The following is a 23,636-nucleotide window of genomic DNA, read 5'->3' on the forward strand; positions in this document are numbered from 1 at the left end:
GAACTCGTCCGACATCAAGAGAGCGGTAGCCTTTTTTAGGATCGCTTTCTCCCGTTCCAGTCGGTCGATCCTGGCTTCCAGCTCTTGGATTTTCTGCTGTTCGGGAGTCAATGCTTTGCTTTTCGGGGTGACGCCGAGGCGCTCTTCTTGGAGCTGTTTCACCCAGCGGCGCAATGCCGAGTCCACGACGCCCAGCGAACGGCAGGCCTCGATATGGCTGTAGCCTTGATCCAGCACCAAGACCGCAGCCTCTCGCTTGAACTCGGCAGAAAACGTACGTCGTTGCTTACTCATCGAACACCTCTTAGTGGCGAGGATTTTCGCCTAAATTGGTGTCCGGAATCAGCAGACCACTACAAGCGTATCCTCCCCGCGAGAATGCGAAGAACCATAAAAAAACCGGGCATTAGCCCGGTTTTTTGTGCGCTTGCCAATCAGTCGCGACGACCTTCGACCGGCTTGCCGGCGACGGTGCCGTCCTTGAGCATGATCTGGTATTCCTTGCCGTCGGTCTCCACCTGATGCAGGCGCACCAGCAGGTGACCCCAGTCCTTGGCGAACCACAGCACTGTCTTGCGGGTGCTTTGCGTGGGGTCACGCACGCGCTCGACCTTGATCGCGTCGATCAGGCCAGCCTTGGTGCGCACCACTTCTTCGCCCAGCACACGGAAGTCGTAGGTTTCGATTTCGTCACCGTCGACCACCTGATAGCTCACGCTTTTCTTGCCGGCGGCGACATCCTGTTGCAGGGCGACCTGGTAGGTCGACTTGTCCAGCAGGCCGCGATTGAGCGGGAAGCGTACGGCGTCGCCACGGTCAGTGCCGATAACCTGCTTCTGTTCCCAGTCGAAGTCCTGCTCGACCTTCTTGCCTTTGCCCAGGCCGCTGCGGTTGAGGCGGTAGGTCAGCGGCAGCAGTGCACCGTTGTCGACGCGGAAGGTACTCTCTTCGGTCAGGCCGGCGACCAGCATCGAGGCTTCGAAGTTGAGGGTCCAGCGGCCGTCGTCTTCGCGCTTGAGGCTGCGCTCGGCGCTACCACTAACCGGCAGCTGCTTCCAGTCCGCGGTGTAGCTGGCGGAGAAGGGCTGCAGATCCTCGGCAAGGGCGGGCAGGCTGAACAGTGTCAGGGCGAACAGCAGGGCACGACGCATAGAGTCTCCTAGGTTCGAATCAGGTGGCCGCTGGCGGGCAGCGGCTGGCCATCCAGCATTGCGCCTTGAGCGCCAAGACGCAAGCGGCCTTCGGCAAACCAGCGTACAGCCAGAGGATAGATCTGGTGTTCCTGCTGATGCACGCGCTGGGCCAGGCTTTCGGCCGTGTCATCTGCCATGACTGGCAGCACTGCTTGTACGACCAGAGGGCCACCATCGAGTTCCTCGGTGACGAAGTGCACGCTGCAGCCGTGTTCGCTGTCGCCGGCTTCGATAGCCCGTTGATGGGTGTGCAGGCCTTTGTGCTTGGGCAGCAGTGACGGGTGGATATTGAGCAGGCGGCCTGCATAGTGCTGAACGAAGCCAGGCGTGAGGATGCGCATGAAACCGGCCAGTACCACCAGGTCCGGCTGGTGGGCATCGATGGCCTGGATCAGGGCGGCATCGAAGGCTTCGCGGCCGTCGAACTGCTTGTGATCAAGCAGTTCGGTGGCGATCCCAGCCTGTTTCGCCCGCTCCAGGCCGTAGGCACCGGCGCGGTTGCAGATGACCGCGGCTATGCGGGCCGGATTGCCGTCGTGGGCGACGCTGTCGATCAGCGCTTGCAGATTGCTGCCTGACCCGGAGATCAGGACGACGACATTACAGGGCATCAGTGGGCTTTCAGGTTGTTCAGCTGAACCTGGGCTGCACCTTCTGCCGCTTCGGTGATCTGGCCGATGACCCAAGGTTGCTCGCCGCTGGCGCGCAGGCTGGCCAGGGCGGTTTCGACCTGATCCTGGGCGACGCAGATGACCATGCCGACGCCGCAGTTCAGCACGCGGTGCATTTCATGTTCGTCGACGTTGCCTTGTTCCTGCAGCCAGTCGAACACCGCCGGACGATTCCAGCTGGCCACGTCGATCACCGCCTGGGCGCCTTGCGGCAGCACACGCGGGATGTTGTCCAGCAGGCCGCCGCCGGTGATGTGGGCCATGGCCTTGACCGCACCGGTGTCCTTGATCAGCTTGAGCAGTGGCTTGACGTAGATACGGGTCGGCGCCATCAGCAGGTCGGCCAGGGCCTTGCCATCCAGTTGCACCTGCTCGATGTCGGCGCCGGAGACTTCGATGATCTTGCGGATCAGCGAGTAGCCGTTGGAGTGCGGGCCGGAGGAGGGCAGGGCGATCAGCGCGTCGCCAGTGATGACCTTGGAGCCGTCGATGATTTCGCTCTTTTCCACCACGCCAACGCAGAAGCCGGCCAAGTCGTAGTCTTCGCCTTCGTACATGCCCGGCATTTCCGCGGTTTCACCACCGACCAGGGAGCAGCCGGCCAGTTCGCAGCCAGCGCCGATGCCGGTGACCACGGTTGCGGCGACATCTACGTTGAGCTTGCCGGTGGCGTAGTAGTCGAGGAAGAACAGCGGCTCGGCGCCACAGACCACCAGGTCGTTGACGCACATGGCGACCAGGTCCTGGCCGATGCTGTCGTGCTTGTTCAGGTTCAGTGCCAGGCGCAGCTTGGTGCCGACGCCGTCGGTGCCGGACACCAGCACCGGTTGCTTGTAGCCGGCCGGGATCTCGCACAGGGCGCCGAAGCCGCCCAGGCCGCCCATGACTTCCGGACGCGCAGTGCGCTTGGCGACGCCTTTGATGCGTTCGACCAGGGCTTCACCGGCATCGATGTCGACGCCTGCGTCCTTGTAGCTGATGGAGGGTTGCTTGCTCATAGATCCGGGCCTTTGGATGGGGAGTTCGTGTAGGCGCCGACGTGGCGCGGGCTCATCCAAGGAGCCCGGCGCGCGTACCGGCTGGCGAAGGCGCGCGATTTTATCAGGCTTGCCCGGCAGCGGCCACTCGCGTGCATGCGCTTCGTCGCAGGCGCTGGCTCTGGTTGCCGGGGCTTGAGCGGCTGTTTAAGGTATAGGCCTTTGTGCCTGCCCGCCGTGCGGCCATCCCTTGCGAGAGTCCACCCCAATGCGTTTGCCCATCCGCCTGCTGTTCTTCTGTCTGTCGCTCCTGAGCCTGCCAGCACTGGCCGCGCCGGTTACCGGTCTTTATCAGGTGCGTGAACCCGTGGCGGATCAACAGCCGGAAAGCCGCGACGCGGCCATGCAGAAGGCCCTGCAGACCCTGGTGCTGCGCTTGACCGGTGATGCCAAGGCGCTGCAGAGCGCCGGTTTGGAAGGACTGCGCAAGGACCCGCAACAGATCGTCAGCCAGTACGGTTATGAAGGCGACGCGCTGTTGGTCGAATTCGATCCGGCCAGTACCGATCAGCAACTGCGTCAGGCTGGCCTGGCCCTGTGGGGCGCCAACCGCCCGGCAATCCTCACCTGGTGGCTCAACGAATCGCCGGAAGGCAGCCAGCTGGTTGGCGAAAGCCAGAGTGCATCGGCACTGCTGCGCGATGCTGCTCAGCATCGTGGTCTGCCGCTGCGTCTGCCCCTGGCGGACCTCAGTGAGCAGGCGCTGGGCAGTGCCGATACGCTGCTGGCCAACGATCCGCGGGCACTGGGTGAGGCCTCCGAGCGTTATGGCGCCGATGCCTTGCTGGCCGTGCAGGCGACCGAAAGCGGCGGTAACTGGCAGGCTACCTGGCGCCTGTGGCTGGGCGACGAGCGTGAACAGGGCAAGGCTGAGGGCGCCGATCAGGCTGCGCTGGCCGATGCAGTGCTGCTGGCCGTGGCCGAGCGTCTGGCGCCGCGGTTCGTCGTCAAGCCTGGCGCGGCGCAGAGCCTGACGCTGGTGATCGAAGGTGCTGACCTGGGACGTTTCGCGGCGCTGGAGCGCTTGCTCGAACCCTTCGCCGCGCGTTTGCAGGAGATCGACGGCCAGCGCCTGGTCTATCAGGTCAGTGCCAGCCCGGAGCAACTGCGCGCGCAGCTGGCATTGGCTCAGCTCCAGGAGGTCAGCGAACCGCTCGACGCCGCAGCGCCGGTAGAGGCTCCTGAAACGGGTGCAACCGAGGCTCCGCAGGTGAAACCGCGCACCGATCAGTTGCGCTTTCGCTGGTAGAATTGGCGCCGGGTAGACCACAGCCCAGTTACACGGCGCCTTTCGGGCGCCGTTTCGCATCGAGGACGCGAGCATGACCGATTCCACCCGTTGGCTATGGATAGCTGGGCTGTTTCTGCTCGGCTGGCTGCTGTACCTGCTACACCCGATTCTTTCTCCGTTCCTAATCGGCATCCTGCTGGCCTATCTGGGGGATCCGCTGGTCGACCGTCTCGAGCGGCATCGCCTGTCGCGCACTGGCGGCGTGGTGGTGGTGTTCACGCTGTTCTCGCTGCTGTTGCTGATCCTGCTGCTGGTATTGGTGCCCATGCTGGGGAGGCAGCTGGTGCGTCTGTATCAACTGGCGCCGGAGATGCTCGACTGGCTGCAGGGCACTGCCTTGCCCTGGTCGCAGTCGCACCTGGGCCTGCAGAATGATCTGCTGCAGGTCGATCAGCTCAAGCAGGTCTTTACCGACAACATCGGCAAGACCACCGACGTGCTCAAGGCGGTGCTGGCTCAGGCGACTTCTTCAGGCCTGGCGCTGCTGGCCTGGCTGGGCAACCTGCTGCTGATTCCGGTGGTGAGCTTCTACCTGATGCGTGACTGGGATGTGCTGGTCGAGCGGTTGCGCCGCCTGCTGCCGCGCCAGCGCGAGGGGCTGGTGGTCAAGCTGGCGGGCGAATGTCATGAAGTACTGGGCGCCTTCCTGCGCGGCCAATTGCTGGTGATGCTGGCACTGAGCGTCATCTATTCCGCTGGCCTGATGCTGGTGGGCTTGGAGCTGGGATTGCTGATCGGTGTGCTGGCGGGACTGGCGAGCATCGTGCCCTACATGGGCTTTATCGTCGGTATCGGTGCAGCGCTGACTGCTGCGCTGTTCCAGTTCGGTCTCGAACCCTATCCGCTGATCGGTATCGGCGTGGTGTTCATGATTGGTCAATTGCTCGAAGGCATGGTCCTCACGCCCATGCTGGTGGGCGATCGCATCGGCCTGCATCCGGTGGCGGTGATCTTCGCCATCCTCGCTGGCGGCCAGCTGTTTGGCTTCACCGGCGTGCTGCTGGCCTTGCCGGTCGCCGCAGTGATCATGGTTCTGCTGCGCCATGCCCATGATTTGTATAAACTTTCCGGCCTTTACGGAGAGTCCAACAGCGGTTCCGACGAACCGACGAGGTAGGGTCTGTTCCCGTTTCGCCGCGGCCGCGCCGGAGCCAGTTTTTGCGCGGGGCAAGGCATGAGGAGAGAGATTTGGTTATTCCAAATGAACGACGAATAACGCAGCAGCGCGCAAAAACTGGCCCGGCCCTTCGGGTTGCGCGGCAAATGGCGCCATGCTGCGTTGTGGAGCTTGGCAAGGGAGCGACCATTACCTGCGCTCCACACCTGGCCTGGCGCCATTTGGCGCAGCAACGCGGCTCGCGCCGAAACGGGAACAGACCCTGAGCATGAAACCTATCCAGCTGCCTCTGGGGGTGCGTCTGCGTGACGACGCCACCTTCGCCAACTACTACCCCGGCGCCAATGCTGCGGCCCTGGGCTATGTCGAGCGTCTGTGCGAGGCCGATGCCGGCTGGACGGAAAGCCTGATCTATCTGTGGGGCGCTGAGGGCGTAGGGCGTAGCCACCTGCTGCAGGCTGCCTGCCTGCGTTTCGAGCAGCGTGGCGAAGCGGTGGTCTATCTGCCGCTCAGCGAAGTGGTGCAGCACGGCCCGGAGCTGCTCGACAACCTTGAGTTGTGCGAGCTGGTCTGCCTCGATGATCTCGATGCAGTGGCTGGCCGCAGCGACTGGGAAGAGGGTTTGTTCCACCTGTTCAACCGTTTGCGTGACAGCGGCCGGCGTCTTTTGCTGGCTGGCACCATGTCGCCGCGTGAGCTGCCCATTCAACTGCCCGATCTGAAGTCGCGATTGACCCTGGCACTGGTCTTCCAGCTGCATGAACTGTCCGATGAGGACAAGCTGCGCGCCCTGCAGCTGCGTGCCTCGCGTCGTGGTCTGCAGATGAGCGACGAGGTTGGTCGCTTCATCCTCACTCGTGGTGAGCGCAGCATGAGCGCGTTGTTCGAGCTGCTGGAACGCCTCGATCAGGCCTCGCTGCAGGCCCAGCGCAAGCTGACCATTCCCTTTCTCAAGGAAACCCTGGGCTGGTAGGGGCAGGGGTCTCAAGCTGCCAGCAAGAGCGTAGCCCGGATGCAATCCGGGAATCCTGACACACAATCCCGGATTTCATCCGGGCTACGGGCTAGCTCGCGACTATTCCCTGCATGAAATCAGCGATTGCTCTGGCGCAGGCCTTTGGCTGTGTCTGCAGGATGAAGTGCGGACCATCCAGGCGAATCTGGCGGATGTCGCCGCAAGTCTGGGCCAGTCGTTCTGCAGCGCTGTCTGCGACCAGCCGATCCTGCTGCGGCCAGAGGTGCAGGCAGGGTAGATCCACGGCTTGCGTCGGTGCTTGCAGGCTGGCCAGCGTCGCCATTCGCGCGTGCAGCAGCCTCTGATCCAGCCGGCGAATTTCCCTCCGCACCTGTTGCAGGATGTGCTCGTCTGCCGTTATACCCAGGCACAGGGCGCGCAGCAGCCAGGGCTGTGTGGCCAGTGCCTGGGGCATGGGCAGATGCGCGAGCAGGGCCAGGGCAGGATTGGGCCTGCTCAGAAACGAGGCGGCGAAGATGAGGCCTTGTAGGCCGGTGGGCTGGCGCAGGGCAAATTGGTAGGCGAGAGGGCCGGAAAACGATTCGCCCAGTAACACGAAAGGTGTCGTACCAAGCTGCTCGAATAGTGCGTCGGCCAGGCTTGGATAATCCTGCGGCCCTTGTTCCGGCAGGCTCAGTGGCCAGCAGTCGGTGCCTGCGAGGGTCTCGAGCAAGGGCGTGAAGAGGGCACTGCTGCCATTGAGGCCAGGCAGGAGCACCAGGCGCATCAGACTTCTCCGGCCAGCTTGCGGTCGTACTGAAAGCGCCAGCGCGTATACAGCAGCGCCGTGCAGAACAGGCCGAAGCTGATCACCGCCTCCAACGCGCCGAACAGTGCGCGCGCCGGGTCGATGGCGGCCAGTACGCCCTGGATGAAGTAGATGTTGACCACGAAGCAGGCCCAGGCATGGGCACGGGCGTTGCCCATCAACATCCCGGGGGCGAGTAGCGCCAGTGGCAGCAGCTGAATCGCCAATACAACCCCGATCCGCGCGCCATGCAGATCGGCGAAGGCCAGGTTCCACACCAGCAGCAGGGTCAGCAGGGTGATGAAACTGAACAGGCTCAGTGCTCGACTGAGTTTGACCCGTGGCTCCAGCCATTCAAGGCTGGGCAGGGGTTTCTTCGCTCGGGCCACGTTCAGCGCTCCAGTTTGCTGGCGGTTTGCGCCAGGCGTTGACCCAGTGCACGGCACAGGGCGATTTCATGTTCGTCCAGCGCGCGTTTGCCGTCGCCGCCCGCATGGTGGCTGGGGCCGTAAGGCGTACCACCGCCGCGGGTTTCGAGCAGGGCCGATTCGCTATAGGGCAGGCCGCAGACCAGCATGCCGTGGTGCAACAGAGGCAGCATCATCGACAGCAGGGTGGTCTCCTGGCCGCCATGCAGGCTGGCGGTGGAGGTGAACACGCCTGCCGGCTTGCCGACCAGTTCGCCGGTCAGCCACAGGTTGCTGGTGCCATCGATGAAGTACTTGAGTGGTGCGGCCATGTTGCCGAAACGGGTCGGGCTGCCCAGGGCCAGACCCGAGCAGTTCTTCAGGTCGTCCAGGGTGGCGTACATGGCGCCGTCCTCCGGCACGCTCGGCGCCACGGCCTCGCATTCGCTGGATACCGCCGGCACCGTGCGCAGGCGTGCTTCCAAACCAGCCAGCTCGACGCCACGGGCAATCTGTTTGGCCATCTGCGCAGTGGCGCCATGGCGACTGTAGTAGAGGACGAGGATGTAGGGCGTGTTCATGCCAGCAGCTCCAGCACTTTTTCCGGTGGGCGACCGATCACGGCCTTGTCGCCAGCGATCAGGATCGGGCGCTCGATCAGCTTGGGATGCTTGACCATCGCCTCGATCAACTGAGCTTCGCTCAAGCTGGCGTCAGCCAGGCCCAGTGCCTTGTATTCGTCTTCACCTGTACGCAACAGGTCGCGGGCGGCGATACCCAGTTTGCCGAGCAGGCTCTTGAGTTCGCTGGTGCTGGGTGGCGCTTCCAGATAGCGCACTACTTGCGGTTGCAGGCCGCGGGCTTCGAGCAGCTCCAGAGCACCGCGGGATTTCGAGCAGCGCGGGTTGTGGTAGAGGGTCAGGTCGGTCATGGTGGCTCGCATCCGGCTTGAAGTGGCGGCTATTCTAACCGCCTGATGCGCGGATGCACGCAAACCGCTGGGCCGCTTTGCTGCGACCTTTTCACGCGGCGTATTGTCTGTCTGTTTGGGTTTGAGGGCTAAGGAGAGGTCATGCAGGTTCGTTTTAAGGACTGGCTGGGGTTCTGGCTGAGTCTCTATAAGCGTTTCGTGGAGAACCGTGGCGCCGGCAACGCGGCGGCGTTGACCTACACCACCCTGTTCGCCGTGGTGCCGATGATGACCGTGACCTTCGCCATGCTTTCGGCCATTCCGGCATTCAAGGGCGTGGGCGAGGACATCCAGGGGTTCATCTTCAACAACTTCGTACCTTCCACTGGCGAGACGGTGCAGGAATATCTGCGTGAGTTCACCACCCAGGCGCGGCAGTTGACCTGGTTTGGTGTGGGGCTGCTGGCCGTCACCGCCTTCCTCATGCTGGTAACCATCGAGAAGACCTTCAACGTGATCTGGCGGGTGCGCCAGCCGCGCCGCGGCATGTCCAGTTTCCTGCTGTACTGGGCGATTCTCAGCCTCGGACCGCTGCTGCTGGGTGCAGGTTTTGCGGTCAGTACCTATATCGCCTCGCTGTCGCTGATTTCCGGGCCGGACGCAGTAGTCGGCGCCAGGACTCTGCTTGCCTTCACGCCGTTGCTATCGAGCATTGCGGCCTTCACCTTGCTCTATGCGGCGGTCCCCAATACTCGGGTGCCCTTGCGCCATGCGGTGCTGGGCGGCTTGTTCAGCGCTGTGCTGTTCGAAGTGGCCAAGGCGCTGTTCGGCCTCTACGTGCGCCTGTTTCCCGGTTATCACCTGATCTACGGTGCCTTCGCCACGGTGCCGCTATTTCTGGTGTGGATCTATCTGTCCTGGTTGATCGTGCTGCTGGGTGCCGAGCTGGTGTACGGCCTCTCGCAACCACGGCACTGGCGTCGCGACCCCATCCCCAAGGGATTGATTCTGCTGGTGGTGTTGCGCCTGTTGCTCAAACGCCAGCAGAAGGGCGAAGCCCTGCATTACGGCGATATGCAGCGTGCTGGCTGGCGTTTACCGGAAGACGAGTGGAACCAGGTGATGGACTTTCTCGAGCGTGAGCACCTGGCTTGCAAGGCCAGCGGTGGAGGTTGGGTGCTGTGCCGTGATCTGCACAATTTTGCCCTGCATCAGTTGCTCGAGTGCAGCCCTTGGCCGTTGCCGACTCTGTCGCAACTACCGGCTCAGCTCGACGAACCCTGGTATCCGGCATTGCGCGAGGGACTGGAGCGCCTGCAAGCGGAGCGCGAGGAGCAGTTCGGAGTCAGTCTGGCGGATTGGTTACCGGGGAAGGGCTGAGCACACTTGCGTGACATTGTGGGCGACGGTGAATGAGAGAGGGCGCCGAAAAGGGGTGACAAAAAGCGTCAGTTTAAGGCGTTGCCCAGGCCTGCTGTGATCTGGGTGCAGGGGCAGGCGTCAATGAATGCGTTACAGAAGGTCTGGCACGCTTCTAGCTACAGCAAGGTCAGTTGCTATCGAACTGCCAGCAGGGCAGGGATCGCTGAGGACGCAGGCAGTAATGACGGTAAAAAACAGGGTAATCCACCTTCATCGACGCGATCCGCAGGAAGCGCTGACGCGGCTCAATCGAATCACCGGGTTGCATTTCGCACGCTGGCCGGAGTCGCTGCTCGAGCATGTGGCTGCCGAAAACCTGCAGCCAGACGCCGACGATTCAAGTCCGCAGGCCGCGCCCAGCCCCGGAGTTTCCTCCGGCTGAAAGCAAAACCCCGCGTCGATGCGCGGGGTTCGATGTTGCAGTTGTGGATCAGGCCATGGCCTGGCGGCTTTCGCTGTTGGCCAATTCGACGGCCTGAACGAAGAACTCCTCGACTACCAGGCTCTGCGCCGGCACCGCCGAGCGCAGGCGCACCTGCATGTCCTCGATCTTCAGCCGCACCGGCATGCGAGCGACCCCGGAGAGCAGGATCTTGCCATGGGCATTGACCTTGCCGTGGTCGACATTCACCTCGCGACGCTTGTCCCCGTCGCGGTAACTCACCAGCAGCGATACCGGCAGATTGGCCAGCCCCGGCAATTGCAGCCAGGTGGCGACGTTGTATTCGGCTACGCGGCCCTCGTAGGGCGTGACCAGCAGGTGAGCGACGTCGACGATGCGCGAGGGCACGGAGCCAATCAGCTTGTCTTGCGCTTGGGACATGGTGAAATTCCAGGCTGGGTGAGACTTGAGTGCCAGGAATTATAAGCACCCACCTGCTGGCGAAACTGTGCACTCGGCGGACAGGCCGCGTGACTGGAGTCGCAGTTTCGCATATCAGGCCAGGCGCAGCGGGTGACGGGTAACCGATGAGGTCTGCAGGTTGCTTTCGGGCAGCGGCAGGATCGCTTGGTTGTGCACGCTGGCCAGCTGCAGCCAGAGGTGCTCGCCGGAGCTGAACTGGCCGTTGGGCAGCCACAGGCCGTGGTGCCAACCGTTGCCGGGGGCCGGGGTGCTCTGCAGCACACCAGGGTGAGTTTGCGCATTGGGGGCGCGGCGCAGCCAGACCGGACGTGGCAGACCTTTGAGATAGCGCAGCCCGAGGTGCAAGCCTTCGCTATTGAGATGACGCCAGCGCACCAATGCCAGAGTCGGTGTGCCATTGGTAAGCAGCAGAACCAGTTGCCCAACCTGCAGTTGTCCGCCCTCGTTGGCGTTGCACAGCAGGCGCGCGCCACCTGGGCTGGCATCGAGAATCTGCGCCTCGGTGCGTTGCGGCAGCTTGTCCAGCAATTGCGCATGGATGGCCGGCAGGCCCACCACCAGACTGCACTGTCCGTCCAGTTCGGCGCGTTCATGGCGACGTTGCTGGCGGCCCAGCCAGTGCTGGCGTACCCGTTCGAGCAACTGGCGCTCCTGCATGCTTTGCAGCGGCGCGGGTTCGTGCAGGGCGATCAGCAGCGCGCCCAGTTCGAAGCGGCGCAGGTTGGCGGCTTTGCCTTCGATACGTTGTTCGAAACTCAGGCAGGCCTGTGATTCGCTGAGGTCGACTACCGGGCCTTCGGCGTCGTCTTCCTCGTCCCAGGCTTGCAACCTGGCCAGCGCCGCCAGAGGTGCCAGCGCGCTGAACAGGGTCAGGCATTCGCCTTCATCGAGATGGAAGGGATTGCTCAGGGCCAAGAGCAGCATCTGCTGGTAAAGGCCGCGCAGGGTACTGGCCGGTTTCGGCTCGAAGGCCGCCGCCACTGGTTCGTCCAGACACTGCTGGTGCTCGCCGATCCAGTACAGCAGGTGGCTGTCGCGCCAGAGCGCTGCAGGTGGCTCCTGGTACAGCTGGTAGTGGCGCAGCAACTGCTGGGCAAGGAAATGCTGGGCCATGTACAGGCACCAGGCCAGGTGTGGCATCGACGGCTGGCGACCCTGCAGGATTTGCAGCAGCAGGCGTTTGAAGCCGATCGCCAACTCGCCGCAGAAACGCACGAACAGCGTGCTTGGCGGATGCTGGCGATTGGCAAGGCTGGCGTAATGGCGGTACTCGTCACTGAAGTTTTGCAGCGCACGCTGCCTTTCCAGTAAGGTCAGAGCGCTGCGATTGAGCGAAAACAACAGGCCCAGCACTTGTTGCAGGCCATTTTCCGGCTCCAGATGGCGAGCTGCCGCGAGTCGTTGAGCGATTTCCGCTGGCGATACGCTGTTGTCCTCGCGGATGTCCGGTACTTCCAGGCGCAGGGCATCCAGCGTCATATCAACCCCGGGTGGACGAGGATCGAGTACATGGGCTTAGGGCTCCGGAGTTTCGGCAAGGCTGTTATGGGTATCTGCGCCGGTCTGCTGCTGACGGCTTGTGCCGAAGATTACGGCCTTGATCAGCATGGACGAAAGGTAACGGCTGAGAGCCTGGATGGCCAGTGGCTAGTCATTAATTATTGGGCTGAGTGGTGTGCGCCGTGCCGCACGGAAATCCCCGAGCTCAACGCTCTGGAAGAACAGCTGAAAACCCAGTCGGCGCGGGTGATCGGCGTCAATTTCGATGCCCTGCAGGGCGATGACCTCAAGCGTGCCGCGGACAGTTTCGACATTCGCTTCACCGTGCTGGCGCAGGACCCGGCGGCGCGCTTCGAGCTGCCGCGCAATGACGTGCTGCCGGTGACCTACATTGTCGACGCCGATGGCAGGCTGCGTGAGCGCCTGGTAGGCGAGCAGACGGCCGCCGGCCTGCTCGAACAATTGCAGCAACTTCGTCAGAACTAGAATCGCGCAGGGTGCGCCCTGTCACCCCGTGCGGGGAAGTCATGGCGCTTACCAACCCGGCACCCCGCTCATGTCCGGCAACTGGTGGGCGATGCCCTTGTGGCAGTCGATGCAGGTGGCTTCGCCGCTGGCCAGCGCGCTGGAATGCATCTGCCTGGCGCGCGGGCTCTGCTTGGTGAAGTCCATGTAGTCGAAGTTATGACAGTTGCGGCACTCCAGCGAGTCGTTGGCCTTGAGCCGCGCCCATTCATGCTCGGCCAGCTCGCGGCGGTGGGCGAGGAACTTGTCGCGGGTGTTGATGGTGCCGAAGATCTTGCCCCAGACCTCCTTTGATGCCTGCATCTTGCGCGCGATCTTGTCCGTCCACTGGTGTGGCACGTGACAGTCCGGGCAGGTGGCGCGCACTCCGGAGCGGTTGCTGTAGTGAATGGTGTCCTGCAGCTCCACATATACGTTGTCGCGCATCTCGTGGCAGGAGATGCAGAACTGCTCGGTGTTGGTGGCCTCCAGTGCGGTGTTGAAGCCGCCCCAGAAAATGATCCCGGCGATGAAACCGCCCAGGGTGAGAAAGCCCAGGCTGTAATGCACGCTCGGGCGACGCAGGATGCCCCAGTACTCCTTGAGCAGGGCCATTAACGACTTCATGGGAGGCCTCCTCAGGGTTTCGCCGTGCCGGCTGCTTCGTCTTCGAGCAGGTGGTCGATATTGCGGAAGCTATTGTCGACCAGGGGTTTGACTTCCTGCTGAGTCACATGGCACTGGGTGCAGAAGTAGCGTCGCGGCGACACGGCTGCCAGCGGCTGGCCGTCACGATCCATGTAGTGGGTGATGCTGATCATCGGCGCCTGGCTGCGGGCGCTACCTGCGCGGCTGTGGCAGGTTAGGCACTTGTTGCCGTTGGCGTCCACCTGGTAGCCGCGAATGCTGTGCGGGATGGTCGGTGGCTGTTCCGGGTAGTTGCGCTCGCGGCGCAGGTCCTTGTTCTCCTCGTTGCCCAGCACCGGTGCCGGTAGTGTCTGACTGAGGGTGCCGCCGGGGCGGCGGCCGTCCGGCGCGGGGGCGTCGAGTGGGTAATTGAGCTCACCGGCGATGGCCAGGCCGAAGGCGGCGAGCAGTAGCAGAGGTAGGAAACGCAGGCTCATGACGGCTCTCCTCAGGCCAGGCTGACCAGTTCGATCTTCACCGCACACTTCTTGTAATCGGCCTGCTTGGAGATCGGGTCGGTGGCGTCCAGGGTGACCTTGTTGATCAGTTTGTTGGCGTCGAAGAAGGGCACGAATACCAGGCCGCGCGGTGGCTTGTTGCGCCCGCGGGTTTCGATGCGCGCGCGGATCTCGCCGCGCCGGCTGATCACCTTGACCTCGCTGCCGCGCCGCGCCTTGAGCGCCCTGGCGTCGTCCGGGTGCATGTACACCAGCGCGTCAGGCACCGCGCCGTGCAGCTCCTCGACACGCTGGGTCATGCTGCCGGTGTGCCAGTGCTCCAGCACGCGGCCGGTGCTGAGCCAGAACGGGAAGTCGTCATCCGGCGCCTCGGCTGGCGGCTCGTAGGGCAGGGCGAAGATCAGCGCGCGCTTGTCCGGGTAACCGTAGAACTGCACGCCGCTGCCTTTTTCCACGTAGGGGTCGTGGCCCTCGCGATAGCGCCAGCGCGTCTCCTTGCCATCGACCACCGGCCAGCGCAGGCCGCGCTCGGCGTGATAGCTGTCGAACGGCGCCAGGTCATGGGCATGACCGCGGCCGAACTGGGCGTATTCCTCGAACAGACCCTTCTGCAGGTAGAAGCCGAAGGCTTCGGCTTCGTCGTTGGCGTAGCCGGCCTCGATCTGTTCGCTGGGGAACTGGTCGACCTGGCCATTGGCGAACAGCACCTGATACAGCGTCTTGCTCTTGTATTCCGGGGCCTTGGCCAGCAGCTCTGCGGGCCATACCTCGTCGGTGGTGAAGCGCTTGGAAAATTCCACCAGTTGCCAGAGGTCGGACTTGGCCTCGCCCGGCGCCTTCACCAGTTGATGCCAGAACTGCGTGCGGCGCTCGGCATTGCCGTAGGCGCCTTCCTTCTCCACCCACATGGCGCTGGGCAGAATCAGGTCGGCGGCCTGGGCCGAGACGGTGGGGTAGACATCGGAGACGATGACGAAGGCCTGCGGGTTGCGCCAGCCCGGCAGGACCTCCTGCATGATGTTGGGGCCGGCCTGCATGTTATTGCTGACCTGCGTCCAGTAGACCTTGAGCACGCCGTCCTTGAGCTTGCGGCTCTGCTCCACGGCATGGAAGCCGGGCTTTTCCTGGATGGTGCCGGCCGGCAGCTTCCAGATCTTCTCGGCGGTTTCGCGGTGCTTGGGGTTGGCCACCAGCATGTCGGCCGGCAGGCGATGGGAGAAGGTACCCACTTCTCGCGCGGTGCCGCAGGCCGACGGTTGGCCGGTGAGGGAGAAGGGGCTGTTGCCCGGTTCGCTGATCTTGCCGGTTAGCAGGTGCAGGTTGTAGATCAGGTTATTGGCCCAGACGCCGCGGGTGTGTTGGTTGAACCCCATGGTCCAGAACGACATGACCCTGCGCTTGGGGTCGGCGTACAGTTCGGCCAGGGCCTTGAGGCGCTCGGCCGCCACGCCGCTCTCCTTCGCGGTGCGCTCCAGTGTGTAGGGTTTGACGAAAGCGGCGAACTGCTCGAAGGACATGTCCTCCCAGGTGTTGGCCTTGGCCGCGTTCTTGGCCTGCATCTCCAGCGGGTTGTCGGCGCGCAGGCCGTAGCCGATGTCGTCGGCGCCGCGGGCGAACTTGGTGTGTTTGCCGACGAAGTCCTTGTTCACCGCGCCGCTTTCGATGATGTGATTGGCGATGTAGTTGAGGATCAGCAGATCGGTCTGCGGTTTGAACACCAGCGGGATGTCGGCCAGATCGAAGCTGCGGTGCTCGAAGGTGGAAAGCACGGCGACCCTGGTGTTCGGCTGGCTGAGGCGACGATCAGTGACCCGGCTCCAGAGGATCGGGTGCATCTCGGCCATGTTCGAGCCCCACAGCACGAAGGCGTCGGCAGCCTCGATATCGTCGTAGCAGCCCATCGGCTCGTCCATGCCGAAGGTGCGCATGAAGCCCATCACCGCCGAGGCCATGCAATGACGCGCGTTGGGGTCGATGTTGTTGCTGCGAAAGCCGGCTTTCATCAGCTTGTTGGCGGCGTAGCCTTCCCACACCGTCCACTGGCCGGAGCCGAACATGCCGACGGCCTCCGGGCCATGCTCGGCCATGGCCTGCTTGATCTTCTGCGCCATGATGTCGAAGGCCAGGTCCCAGCTCACCGGCTGGAATTCGCCCTGCTTGTCGTACACACCGTTCTTCATGCGCAGCAGCGGCTGATTCAGGCGGTCGACGCCATACATGATCTTCGACAGGAAGTAGCCCTTGACGCAGTTCAGGCCGCGGTTGACCTCGGCCTTGACGTCGCCATGGGTGGCCACCACGCGGTTGTCGCGGGTGGCCACCATCACGCTGCAGCCGGTACCGCAGAAGCGGCAGGGCGCCTTGTTCCAGTCCAGGCGGGTCATGTCCGCCTCGGTGATCAGGTTGCTGGCGGTGCTGACGATGGGCAGGCCGGCCGCCGCTGCGGCGATGGCAGCGGCGTTAGCTTTGGCGAATTCACGGCGGGTTAGCTTCATTCTGAGTCTCCTTCTGCTTCGAGGAGTTCGTGGTAGACCAGGGCGGCATTGAGCACGCCCGGCAACGCGTTGATCTGTTCGATACGCGCGAGGATGTGCCGCTCGTGTTCGGTCTCCAGCACCACCACCAGCTTGCCCTGAGGGCTCTCCTGGTGCAGTTCGAGACCGTCGAGCTGGCGCAGGTTGGCCTTCACCGCGCCAAGCAGTTCGGGGCGTACATGTACCAGCAGGCTGGCGATATGCAGGGGGGCGGCCATGTTCCGTGGCTCCGTCTGGTGAGTAACGATCAGGTGGGTGGGCCAGGCGGCCCCAGCAGCATCTGCATGAACCAGATGATGAATCCGTAGCCGCCGACCAGGGCGACGGAGAGGAGGGGGAAGAGGCAGACGACGAGAAAGACGAACAGGCGGGTTTCCTTGCCTTTCGTGGCTTTGCCCTCGGGCGTGGTATCCATTCGCTCGGCTCCATTGTGTTCCGTATCTGAGGCTAGACCTTAGCTTTAGTAAGGGCAAAGTCCGTTGAGCTGAATCAAGGCTTGGTCGATTGTCCAAGGCGGTGCAGGCGCGCTCGGATTATCGATAGCGTGCTAATATTTGCTCTTGATTTCATTCGCGGGGATGCGCGCCGGATCTGCTTTCGGGTCGTGATCCATTGCTTGCCTGCCCCATGTTTCGTGAGTCGTTCTGCCCATGTCCGCTTCCCATCTCAGTCGTGGTAGCGCCGGTTATCGGCGCGCCACCCTGGCGCTGTTCTGCGCCGGTTTCGCCACCTTCGCCATGCTCTACTGCGTGCAGCCGCTGCTACCTTTGCTGGCGGCGCACTTTCGCGTTTCTGCGGCCAGCAGCAGCCTGGCGCTGTCGCTGACCACTCTTAGTCTGGCGCTGTGCCTGCTGGTATCCGGTGCGCTGGCCGAGAGCTGGGGGCGCAAGCCGGTCATGGCTGCGGCGCTGGGTTTGGCAGCGATGCTGGGGATTGCCTGCGCACTGGTCGAAGAGTGGGGCAGTTTGCTGGTTCTGCGCGCGCTGCTGGGGCTGGCGCTGAGTGGTTTGCCCGCGTTGGCGATGGCCTACGTTGGGGAAGAGTTTGACCCCGAAGCGCTACCGGCGGCGATGGGGCTGTATATCGGCGGTACGGCGCTGGGCGGTTTGCTCGGGCGCCTGCTCGCCGGCCTGCTCAGTGACCTGGGCGGTTGGCCCTGGGCCCTTGGCGGCATTGCCGGGCTCGGCCTGTTGGCGTTGGGGCTGTTTCTCTGGCTGCTGCCGCCGTCGCGGCATTTCACCGCCCAGCCGTTGTCCTTGCGCGGCCTGTTGCGCAACTTCGCCCTGCACCTGAGCAACCCGCGCTTGCGCGTGCTGTTCGCTCTGGCCTTCCTGCTCATGGGCGGTTTCGTTGCGCTGTTCAACTATGTCGGCTTTCGTCTGGCCGGAGAACCTTTCAATCTGTCGGCGACGGTGATCGGCCTGCTGTTCACCGTCTACCTGCTGGGCATCTTCAGTGCCGGTTGGGCAGGGCGCCTGGTACCACGCTTCGGCGCACGCCAGGTGCTGCACGGCGGGATCGGCTTGATGTTGTTGGGTGTGGCCTTGTGTGCGACGCCCTGGTTAAGCGCTGCGGTGATCGGGCTGGCGCTGTTCACTCTGGGTTTCTTCGCGGCTCATGCGGTTGCCAGCGGGCAGGTCGGTATCCATGCGCAGGAGGCCAAGGCGCAGGCCTCGGCGTTGTACCTGTGTGCCTATTACCTCGGTTCCAGCCTGGTGGGCTACGTTGGTGGTTATGTCTGGGAGCACGCCGGCTGGCTGGCGTTACTCGGCGTTCTGGCCTCGTTGTTTATCCTCGCCAGCGCTCTGGTACGGCGTATCTAGGCTGTTTGCCGCTCGTTCAGTGCAGGTTCAAGGAGGGTTCAGGAGGGATTCAGTAGTCTTCCCGCAGACTTGTTGCCGAGTTGATCAAAACTGCAACGAGAGGAACGATTCAATGAAAATCACCCTGAACCGTATCGCATTCGCTACCTGCCTGGCCCTGGGCGCAACCGTGGCCCAGGCCAACGACAATTTCGTCGGCCTGACCTGGGGTCAGACTGACAACAACATCCAGAAATCCAACGCGCTGAATGCCAACCTCGGCAACCCCAAGTTGGACAAAGTGATCGATGGCGAGGGTACCTGGGGTATCCGTGCCGGCCAGAAGACCGCCGATGGTCGCTATTACGCGACTTACGAGAATGTTTCCGACAGTCACAATGGCTACAAACTGCGTCAGCAGAATCTGCTCGGCAGCTACGACATGTTCGTCCCGCTGGGTAGCAACAACACCAAGCTATTCGGTGGTGTAACCGCCGGTCTGGTCAAGCTCGAGCAGGAGAGCCGTGGCTTCTCCCGTGACAGCGACATTGGATTTGCTGCAGGTTTGCAGGCCGGTATCCTGCAGGAATTGAACAGCAATACATCGATCGAAGCCGGCTATCGTTACCTGCGTACCAACGCCAGCACAGAAATGGCACCGCGTGGTGAGGGCAAGGCCGGGTCGCTGGATCTGCATAGCAGTTCGCAGCTCTACCTCGGCGCCAACTTCGCCTTCTAATGGCGGCTTAGCGTTAGCAGGCCGGGCTTCTGCCCGGCCTTCGTACAACTAAAAAGGGGAAGTCTCATGAAATTGCTGGTGGTGGAGGATGAGGCGTTGCTGCGTCACCATCTGTTCACTCGCCTCAGTGAAAACGGGCATGTGGTGGATGCCGTGCGCACCGCCGAAGAAGCACTGTACCGAGCTGAGTCCTTCAATCATGACCTGGCCCTGGTCGACCTCGGTCTGCCCGGTATGAGCGGTATCGACCTGATCCGTGAGCTGCGCAGCCAGGACAAGAACTTTCCAATTCTGATCCTCACCGCGCGCGGCAACTGGCAGGACAAGGTCGAAGGCCTGTCCTGCGGCGCCGACGACTATGTGGTCAAGCCGTTCCAGTTCGAAGAGCTGGAAGCACGCTTGAACGCGCTGCTGCGACGCTCCTCCGGGTTCACCAAGTCGACCATCGAGGCAGGTTCGCTGGTGCTGGACCTCAACCGCAAGCAGGCCACAGTGGATGAACAGTCGCTGCAACTGACTGCCTACGAGTACCGCATCCTCGAGTACCTCATGCTGCATCACCAGCAGGTGGTGGCCAAGGAACGCCTGATGGAGCAGCTCTATCCGGGCGATGACGAGCGTGACCCCAACGTCATAGAGGTGCTGGTTGGCCGCTTGCGGCGCAAGCTGGAGGCGGTGCTGGGCGGCAAACCGATAGAAACCGTGCGCGGCCAGGGCTACATGTTCAACGAGCGCTGCAAGTGAGCCGAACGCGCGCCGTTCTGCGCAAGCTGCGCATGCGTTTCGGCTCGTTGCGCCTGCGCCTGATGCTGGCCAGTGCCGCACTGGCAATGCTGTTCATGCTATTGCTGATGCCCGTGCTGCAGGGCGTGTTTCTCATGGCCCTGGAGCAGACCGTGGAGAAACGTCTGGCCTCCGACGCGGCTGCACTGATATCTGCTGCGCGTATCCATGACGGCCAGTTGCACATGCCTGACAAGATGCCCGATGAGGAATTCGACAACCTCGATTCGCACCTGCTGGGTTTCATCTTCGACCGTGAAGGTCAGATGATCTGGCGCTCACGCTCCTCCATCGACGAGTTGGTGCGCTACCTGCCGCGCTACGATGGTCGTGGTCACGAGTTCATCCGCATTCGCGACGACAGCGGCCAGGAATACTTCGTATACGACGTAGAAGTGGATTTGCTGCGCGGCGACCAGACCGCGCTGAGCATCGTGACCATGCAGCCGACGCGCGAATACCAGGGGCTGTTCAACGGCTTTGCCTGGCAGTTGCGTTTGTGGCTGGGCATCGCCCTGCTGGTATTGCTGGGCCTGCTCTGGTTTGGCCTGACCTGGGGCTTTCGCAGCCTGCGCGGTCTCAGCGACGAGCTCGATGGCGTAGAGGCCGGTACCCGCCAGCGCCTGAGTGACGAACACCCACGCGAACTGCTGCGCCTGACCAATTCCCTCAACCGCCTGCTCGACAGCGAGCGGCGTCAGCGCGAGCGTTATCGCGACTCACTGGAAGACCTTGCCCACAGCTTGAAAACACCACTCAGTGTGTTGCAAGGCATAGGTGAAACCCTTGCCGCTCAGCACGAGAATCGCGAGCAGGCGCAACTGATGCAGGCGCAAATCGAACGCATGAGTCAGCAGGTTGGCTACCAGTTGCAGCGCGCTAGCCTGCGCCGCAGCGGCCTGGTACGCCATCGCGAGCAGGTCTGGCCGGTGCTCGACGGTTTGTGCCGCTCGCTGGACAAGGTCTACCGCGACAAACGCGTGGAGGCGACGCTGGAAGTTCCCGAGCACAGTCAGATCACCATGGAACGTGGCGCGCTGATGGAGCTGCTCGGCAACCTGCTGGAGAACGCTTACCGCCTCTGCCTGCATCGCGTACGTGTCAGGTTGCAACCCCTGGCTGGCGGCTGCCTGATCACCATTGAGGACGATGGCCCCGGTGTACCGCAGCAGCAGCGTGAGCGGGTGCTACAGCGAGGCGAGCGACTGGATGCACAGAATCCGGGGCAGGGCATCGGCCTGGCGGTGGTGGAAGATATCGTCGAAAGCTACGACGGTGAATTGAGTCTGGAAGATTCCGAATTGGGTGGCGCCTGCTTCAGGGTGCGCCTGTACGACTGAATGCAGCCGCTGCTGCCTGAGGATTGGCAGAGCACGCGGGCGACCATGAAGAGCAAGCCTCTCTATAGTTGTGTTGCGAAGCGCTCCACCGCGTTTACCACGAGTTTTGCACCCTCCTGAATCTCGGTGATCACCTGGCCGGCCTGGGCGGAAAGCTCCAGGCCCAATTCGGCCTGGGTCTTGCCGCGGTCGATCAGCTCTACCGCGCGCTCCGCCAGTTGCTGGTTCTGCCCGACCACCTGGGTGATTTCTTCCGTCGCTGAGCTGGTACGTGAAGCCAATTGGCGAACCTCATCGGCAACCACGGCGAAACCTCGGCCCTGCTCGCCGGCGCGGGCGGCTTCGATGGCTGCGTTGAGGGCCAGCAGGTTGGTCTGGTCGGCGATACTGCTGATGTTCTTGACGATGGCTCCGATCAGTTGGGATTGCTTGTCCAGTGCCTCGATACCCTGCGCGGCCTCCTGCATGCGGCTGGACAGTTCGCGCATGGTGTCGAGCATCTGCTGTACCACCGATGCACCGTTCTTGGCACTGTCATCCGTGCCTTTCGACGTCTCGAAGGCGATGTTGGCGGCCTCGGCGATGGCAGCTTCGCGATTGACCTGGTCGGTGATCACCGTGGCGAACTTGACCACCTTATACAGGTTGTCGTGGGCGTCGGTGATGGGGTTGTAGGAGGCTTCCAGCCAGACTTCGCGTCCATGACTGTCCAGGCGTCTGAAGCGACCTGTGGCGAATTCGCCACGGCGCAGTTGCTCCCAGAACCGCTGGTATTGTGGAGAATTGGCTTCGGAGGCATCGCAAAAAATCCGGTGATGTTTACCCTGAATCTGCGTCAGGCTGTAGCCCATCGAATCGAGGAAACGCTGGTTGGCAGTGAGCACTTCGCCGTTCAGGTTGAATTCGATGACGGCGGTGGAGCGCTGCAGCGCGCTGATCAAGTTCTCGTGTTCGCGCGAGGTCTCGATGGTACGCGTCAGGTCGCTGGCATAGATGGAGAAGCGCTGCACCTTGCCCTGGCTGTCGCGTAGCGGCTGCAGGATCGAGCGTAGCCAGGCTTCTTCGCCGTTGCCGCGTTTCAGGCGGATGACCCCAGCCAGATGTTCGCCGCGTTCCAGGGCATGGCGTACCCGGTGGTGGAAGTCCAGGTTGCGCACATGTTCCGGGATCAGCGCCAGCAAGGGGCGGCCGCGCAGTTGATCGGCGCGGTAGAGCATTTCTTTCTCGAAGTTGGCGTTGACCGAGTCGATGCGTCCCTGGGCGTCGAGGTAGAGCGCGAGCATCTCTTCGTCGAGGCTGGTGCGTACCTGCTCGATCGAGGACAGTTCTTCGCGCAGGGCTTGTAGTTCTTGTTTCAGGCGGGTCGCGAACATCGGCGGGATCTCTGAGTAAGTGCTGACGGCTGTGTCGGCGCCGTGGGGCAATTGTTTAGAGCGAAATGACCGAGCGGTCGACGCCGTAGGTTACCGCGTGTGACATGCCGACGTTGGCCGCCGATCCCGCCGTTTCAACTCTCCTGCGCCCGATAAGCTCCGGGCGTCAGCCCCGTCCATTTCTTGAAGGCGCGATGAAAGGCCGAGGGTTCGGAGAATCCGAGTTGTTCGGCGATGTCCTGAATCGCCAGTTCGTCGCGGCCCAGGTGGTAGATGGCGAGGTCGCGGCGCAGATGGTCCTTGAGTTCCTGGAAGCTGGTGCCTTCCTCGCGTAAGTGACGACGCAGGGTTTGCGGGCTGGTGTGCAGTTGCTGAGCTACCTGTTCCAGGTCCGGCCAGGTGCGGCAGTCGCGGCCGAGCAGGCGACGAATCTGGCTGATCAGGCTATCGCCGCCGTCGGGGCGGGCCAGCAGATCGGCGGGTGAGTGCTGGAGGAATTGCTTGAGGGTGCGTTCGTCCTGCAGCAACGGCATGGTCAGGTAGCGGGCGTGGAACAGCAGGCTGTTTTGCCCGGCGGCAAAGCGCCGGCTGCAGGGGAACAGCAGTTCGTACTCGGCGGCATGAGCGGGCTCGGGATAGGCGAAGGTGGCTTCTTCCAGGCGGATGCGTTGGCCGATCAGCCAGCTACCCAGGCGATGCCAGATCACCAGCAGACTTTCGACCAGAAAATGATCCGGGTCCCACAGCGTGCTGTCGTCGACGCTCAGCCGCGCCCAGTCGCCTTCGCGTTGCAGCTGGATGCCCGGTGCATCGGGAAACAGGCCGTAGAACATCGCGCCACGGCTCAGGGCTTTTTCCAGGCTGCGGCAGTGGATGATGGCGTGGCCCATCATGGCGAAGGTGCCGCGTTTGCTCGGCTGGCGGCCGAACCCGAGGTACTCGTCGTCCAGCGCTTCCCACAGCAGTTGCATCAGCCGGGAGAATTGTTCCGGGGCGATGCGTGCGCGCGGCTCGACCAGCACGGCGCTCTGGATGCCAGCCTGACGCAGTATCAGCTCGCAGGCCAGGCCTTGGCGATCCGCACCGCGCAGGGCGGCGCGGACGAAGTGGCTGGCAATGGTGCGTTCGCGCATGGGCAGGCCGATCCAGGATGATTGCCGATGGTAGCCAGAGCGGCCCGCGCGCAACAAGTCATGTGCACAGCTCACGTGCGGATGGATATCCGCCAGCGCCGGCTGCT

26 protein-coding genes and 1 pseudogene are annotated in these 23,636 nt (G+C 62.9%); 10 read left to right on the forward strand and 17 right to left on the reverse strand.

The genetic code is table 11. The features are described from left to right. The 4 genes and pseudogenes from BLS08_RS09760 to purM all read right to left on the reverse strand — a co-directional run. A pseudogene (locus tag BLS08_RS09760) lies at positions 1–294 on the reverse strand (transposase); the annotation flags it as partial. A 140-nt stretch (positions 295–434) separates the two neighbouring features. Continuing rightward, on the reverse strand, positions 435–1,151 hold the full coding sequence (locus BLS08_RS09765; RefSeq protein ID WP_017678990.1) for a DUF3108 domain-containing protein: 717 nt from the start codon (positions 1,149–1,151) through the stop codon (positions 435–437). Between the two features lie 8 nt (positions 1,152–1,159). Then, positions 1,160–1,804, reverse strand: coding sequence for a phosphoribosylglycinamide formyltransferase (gene purN / locus BLS08_RS09770; RefSeq protein ID WP_017678991.1), 645 nt, complete (start codon positions 1,802–1,804; stop codon positions 1,160–1,162). Continuing rightward, positions 1,804–2,862, reverse strand: coding sequence for a phosphoribosylformylglycinamidine cyclo-ligase (gene purM / locus BLS08_RS09775; protein WP_017678992.1), 1,059 nt, complete (start codon positions 2,860–2,862; stop codon positions 1,804–1,806). Before purM ends, purN begins: the two co-directional genes overlap by 1 nt. 247 nt (positions 2,863–3,109) lie before the next feature. Here purM and BLS08_RS09780 point away from each other — a divergent pair, with 247 nt between their 5' ends. The 3 genes from BLS08_RS09780 to hda all read left to right on the forward strand — a co-directional run bounded on the left by BLS08_RS09780 (position 3,110) and on the right by hda (position 6,282). After that, positions 3,110–4,150, forward strand: coding sequence for a DUF2066 domain-containing protein (locus tag BLS08_RS09780; protein WP_017678993.1), 1,041 nt, complete (start codon positions 3,110–3,112; stop codon positions 4,148–4,150). 73 nt (positions 4,151–4,223) lie between these two features. After that, positions 4,224–5,309 (forward strand): AI-2E family transporter, encoded by a 1,086-nt coding sequence (locus BLS08_RS09785; protein WP_017678994.1) that lies wholly within the window; start codon positions 4,224–4,226, stop codon positions 5,307–5,309. Positions 5,310–5,577: 268 nt separating this feature from the next. After that, positions 5,578–6,282 carry a DnaA regulatory inactivator Hda gene (gene hda, locus BLS08_RS09790; protein WP_017678995.1) on the forward strand — a complete coding sequence of 235 codons (705 nt, stop codon included), beginning with the start codon at positions 5,578–5,580 and terminating at the stop codon, positions 6,280–6,282. A 91-nt stretch (positions 6,283–6,373) separates the two neighbouring features. On the opposite strand, the gene BLS08_RS09795 is transcribed toward hda, so the two are convergent. The 4 genes from BLS08_RS09795 to arsC are packed head-to-tail and all read right to left on the reverse strand — an operon-like array spanning position 6,374 to position 8,410. After that, complete coding sequence (locus BLS08_RS09795) at positions 6,374–7,051, reverse strand: alpha/beta fold hydrolase (protein ID WP_017678996.1); 678 nt, start codon at positions 7,049–7,051, stop codon at positions 6,374–6,376. Further along, positions 7,051–7,461 (reverse strand): DUF2069 domain-containing protein, encoded by a 411-nt coding sequence (locus tag BLS08_RS09800; RefSeq protein ID WP_017678997.1) that lies wholly within the window; start codon positions 7,459–7,461, stop codon positions 7,051–7,053. The genes BLS08_RS09795 and BLS08_RS09800 overlap by 1 nt, the downstream gene beginning before the upstream one ends. Positions 7,462–7,463: 2 nt before the next feature. Next, positions 7,464–8,060 (reverse strand): NAD(P)H:quinone oxidoreductase, encoded by a 597-nt coding sequence (gene wrbA / locus BLS08_RS09805; protein WP_017678998.1) that lies wholly within the window; start codon positions 8,058–8,060, stop codon positions 7,464–7,466. Beyond that, the gene (gene arsC / locus BLS08_RS09810; RefSeq protein ID WP_017678999.1) at positions 8,057–8,410 is read right to left on the reverse strand and encodes an arsenate reductase (glutaredoxin); all 354 of its coding nucleotides are present in this window, start codon (positions 8,408–8,410) and stop codon (positions 8,057–8,059) included. The genes wrbA and arsC overlap by 4 nt, the downstream gene beginning before the upstream one ends. Positions 8,411–8,551: 141 nt before the next feature. Here arsC and BLS08_RS09815 point away from each other — a divergent pair, with 141 nt between their 5' ends. Then, positions 8,552–9,769 carry a YihY family inner membrane protein gene (locus BLS08_RS09815; protein WP_017679000.1) on the forward strand — a complete coding sequence of 406 codons (1,218 nt, stop codon included), beginning with the start codon at positions 8,552–8,554 and terminating at the stop codon, positions 9,767–9,769. A 223-nt stretch (positions 9,770–9,992) separates the two neighbouring features. Then, positions 9,993–10,193: a hypothetical protein gene (locus BLS08_RS09820; RefSeq protein WP_074918085.1), complete on the forward strand. Its 201-nt coding sequence runs from the start codon at positions 9,993–9,995 to the stop codon at positions 10,191–10,193. A gap of 48 nt (positions 10,194–10,241) precedes the next feature. Here the strand turns inward: BLS08_RS09820 and BLS08_RS09825 are convergent, their stop codons facing one another. Further along, on the reverse strand, positions 10,242–10,634 hold the full coding sequence (locus tag BLS08_RS09825; RefSeq protein ID WP_017679001.1) for a hypothetical protein: 393 nt from the start codon (positions 10,632–10,634) through the stop codon (positions 10,242–10,244). Positions 10,635–10,748: 114 nt separating this feature from the next. Further along, positions 10,749–12,155 carry a PilZ domain-containing protein gene (locus BLS08_RS09830; RefSeq protein ID WP_017679002.1) on the reverse strand — a complete coding sequence of 469 codons (1,407 nt, stop codon included), beginning with the start codon at positions 12,153–12,155 and terminating at the stop codon, positions 10,749–10,751. A 30-nt stretch (positions 12,156–12,185) separates the two neighbouring features. Between BLS08_RS09830 and BLS08_RS09835 the strand changes: the two genes are divergently transcribed. Then, positions 12,186–12,662 carry a TlpA disulfide reductase family protein gene (locus tag BLS08_RS09835; RefSeq protein ID WP_033377739.1) on the forward strand — a complete coding sequence of 159 codons (477 nt, stop codon included), beginning with the start codon at positions 12,186–12,188 and terminating at the stop codon, positions 12,660–12,662. A gap of 48 nt (positions 12,663–12,710) precedes the next feature. Here BLS08_RS09835 and BLS08_RS09840 read toward each other — a convergent pair whose 3' ends face one another. Genes BLS08_RS09840 through napE form a run of 5 tightly spaced genes read right to left on the reverse strand, consistent with a single transcriptional unit; the run spans position 12,711 to position 16,774 of the window. After that, a complete protein-coding gene (locus BLS08_RS09840; RefSeq protein ID WP_026088775.1) occupies positions 12,711–13,307 on the reverse strand; it encodes a cytochrome c3 family protein in 597 nt (198 codons plus the stop codon). An 11-nt stretch (positions 13,308–13,318) separates the two neighbouring features. Further along, positions 13,319–13,804 (reverse strand): nitrate reductase cytochrome c-type subunit, encoded by a 486-nt coding sequence (locus BLS08_RS09845; RefSeq protein ID WP_017679005.1) that lies wholly within the window; start codon positions 13,802–13,804, stop codon positions 13,319–13,321. Positions 13,805–13,815: 11 nt separating this feature from the next. Further along, a complete protein-coding gene (napA, locus tag BLS08_RS09850; RefSeq protein WP_090336455.1) occupies positions 13,816–16,320 on the reverse strand; it encodes a nitrate reductase catalytic subunit NapA in 2,505 nt (834 codons plus the stop codon). Continuing rightward, positions 16,317–16,577, reverse strand: coding sequence for a chaperone NapD (locus BLS08_RS09855; RefSeq protein WP_017679007.1), 261 nt, complete (start codon positions 16,575–16,577; stop codon positions 16,317–16,319). The genes napA and BLS08_RS09855 overlap by 4 nt, the downstream gene beginning before the upstream one ends. A gap of 29 nt (positions 16,578–16,606) precedes the next feature. Further along, positions 16,607–16,774, reverse strand: a complete 168-nt coding sequence (napE, locus tag BLS08_RS09860; protein WP_017679008.1) for a periplasmic nitrate reductase, NapE protein — start codon at positions 16,772–16,774, stop codon at positions 16,607–16,609. A gap of 235 nt (positions 16,775–17,009) precedes the next feature. Between napE and BLS08_RS09865 the strand changes: the two genes are divergently transcribed. The 4 genes from BLS08_RS09865 (at position 17,010) to BLS08_RS09880 (ending at position 21,023) form a co-directional block, all read left to right on the forward strand. After that, on the forward strand, positions 17,010–18,182 hold the full coding sequence (locus BLS08_RS09865) for an MFS transporter (RefSeq protein WP_017679009.1): 1,173 nt from the start codon (positions 17,010–17,012) through the stop codon (positions 18,180–18,182). 112 nt (positions 18,183–18,294) lie between these two features. Beyond that, positions 18,295–18,900 (forward strand): outer membrane beta-barrel protein, encoded by a 606-nt coding sequence (locus BLS08_RS09870; protein ID WP_017679010.1) that lies wholly within the window; start codon positions 18,295–18,297, stop codon positions 18,898–18,900. A gap of 66 nt (positions 18,901–18,966) precedes the next feature. Beyond that, a complete protein-coding gene (locus tag BLS08_RS09875) occupies positions 18,967–19,644 on the forward strand; it encodes a response regulator transcription factor (RefSeq protein WP_017679011.1) in 678 nt (225 codons plus the stop codon). Positions 19,645–19,676: 32 nt separating this feature from the next. Next, positions 19,677–21,023: an ATP-binding protein gene (locus BLS08_RS09880; RefSeq protein WP_164092093.1), complete on the forward strand. Its 1,347-nt coding sequence runs from the start codon at positions 19,677–19,679 to the stop codon at positions 21,021–21,023. Between the two features lie 62 nt (positions 21,024–21,085). Here the strand turns inward: BLS08_RS09880 and BLS08_RS09885 are convergent, their stop codons facing one another. Together BLS08_RS09885 and BLS08_RS09890 are read right to left on the reverse strand one after the other, a co-directional pair. After that, positions 21,086–22,396: a methyl-accepting chemotaxis protein gene (locus BLS08_RS09885; protein ID WP_017679013.1), complete on the reverse strand. Its 1,311-nt coding sequence runs from the start codon at positions 22,394–22,396 to the stop codon at positions 21,086–21,088. Between the two features lie 134 nt (positions 22,397–22,530). Next, positions 22,531–23,529, reverse strand: a complete 999-nt coding sequence (locus BLS08_RS09890) for an AraC family transcriptional regulator (RefSeq protein ID WP_017679014.1) — start codon at positions 23,527–23,529, stop codon at positions 22,531–22,533. Between the last annotated feature and the right edge of the window lie 107 nt (positions 23,530–23,636).

The sequence above is a fragment of the Ectopseudomonas chengduensis genome (genome assembly GCF_900102635.1).
Taxonomy (GTDB): Bacteria; Pseudomonadota; Gammaproteobacteria; order Pseudomonadales; family Pseudomonadaceae; genus Aquipseudomonas; species Aquipseudomonas chengduensis.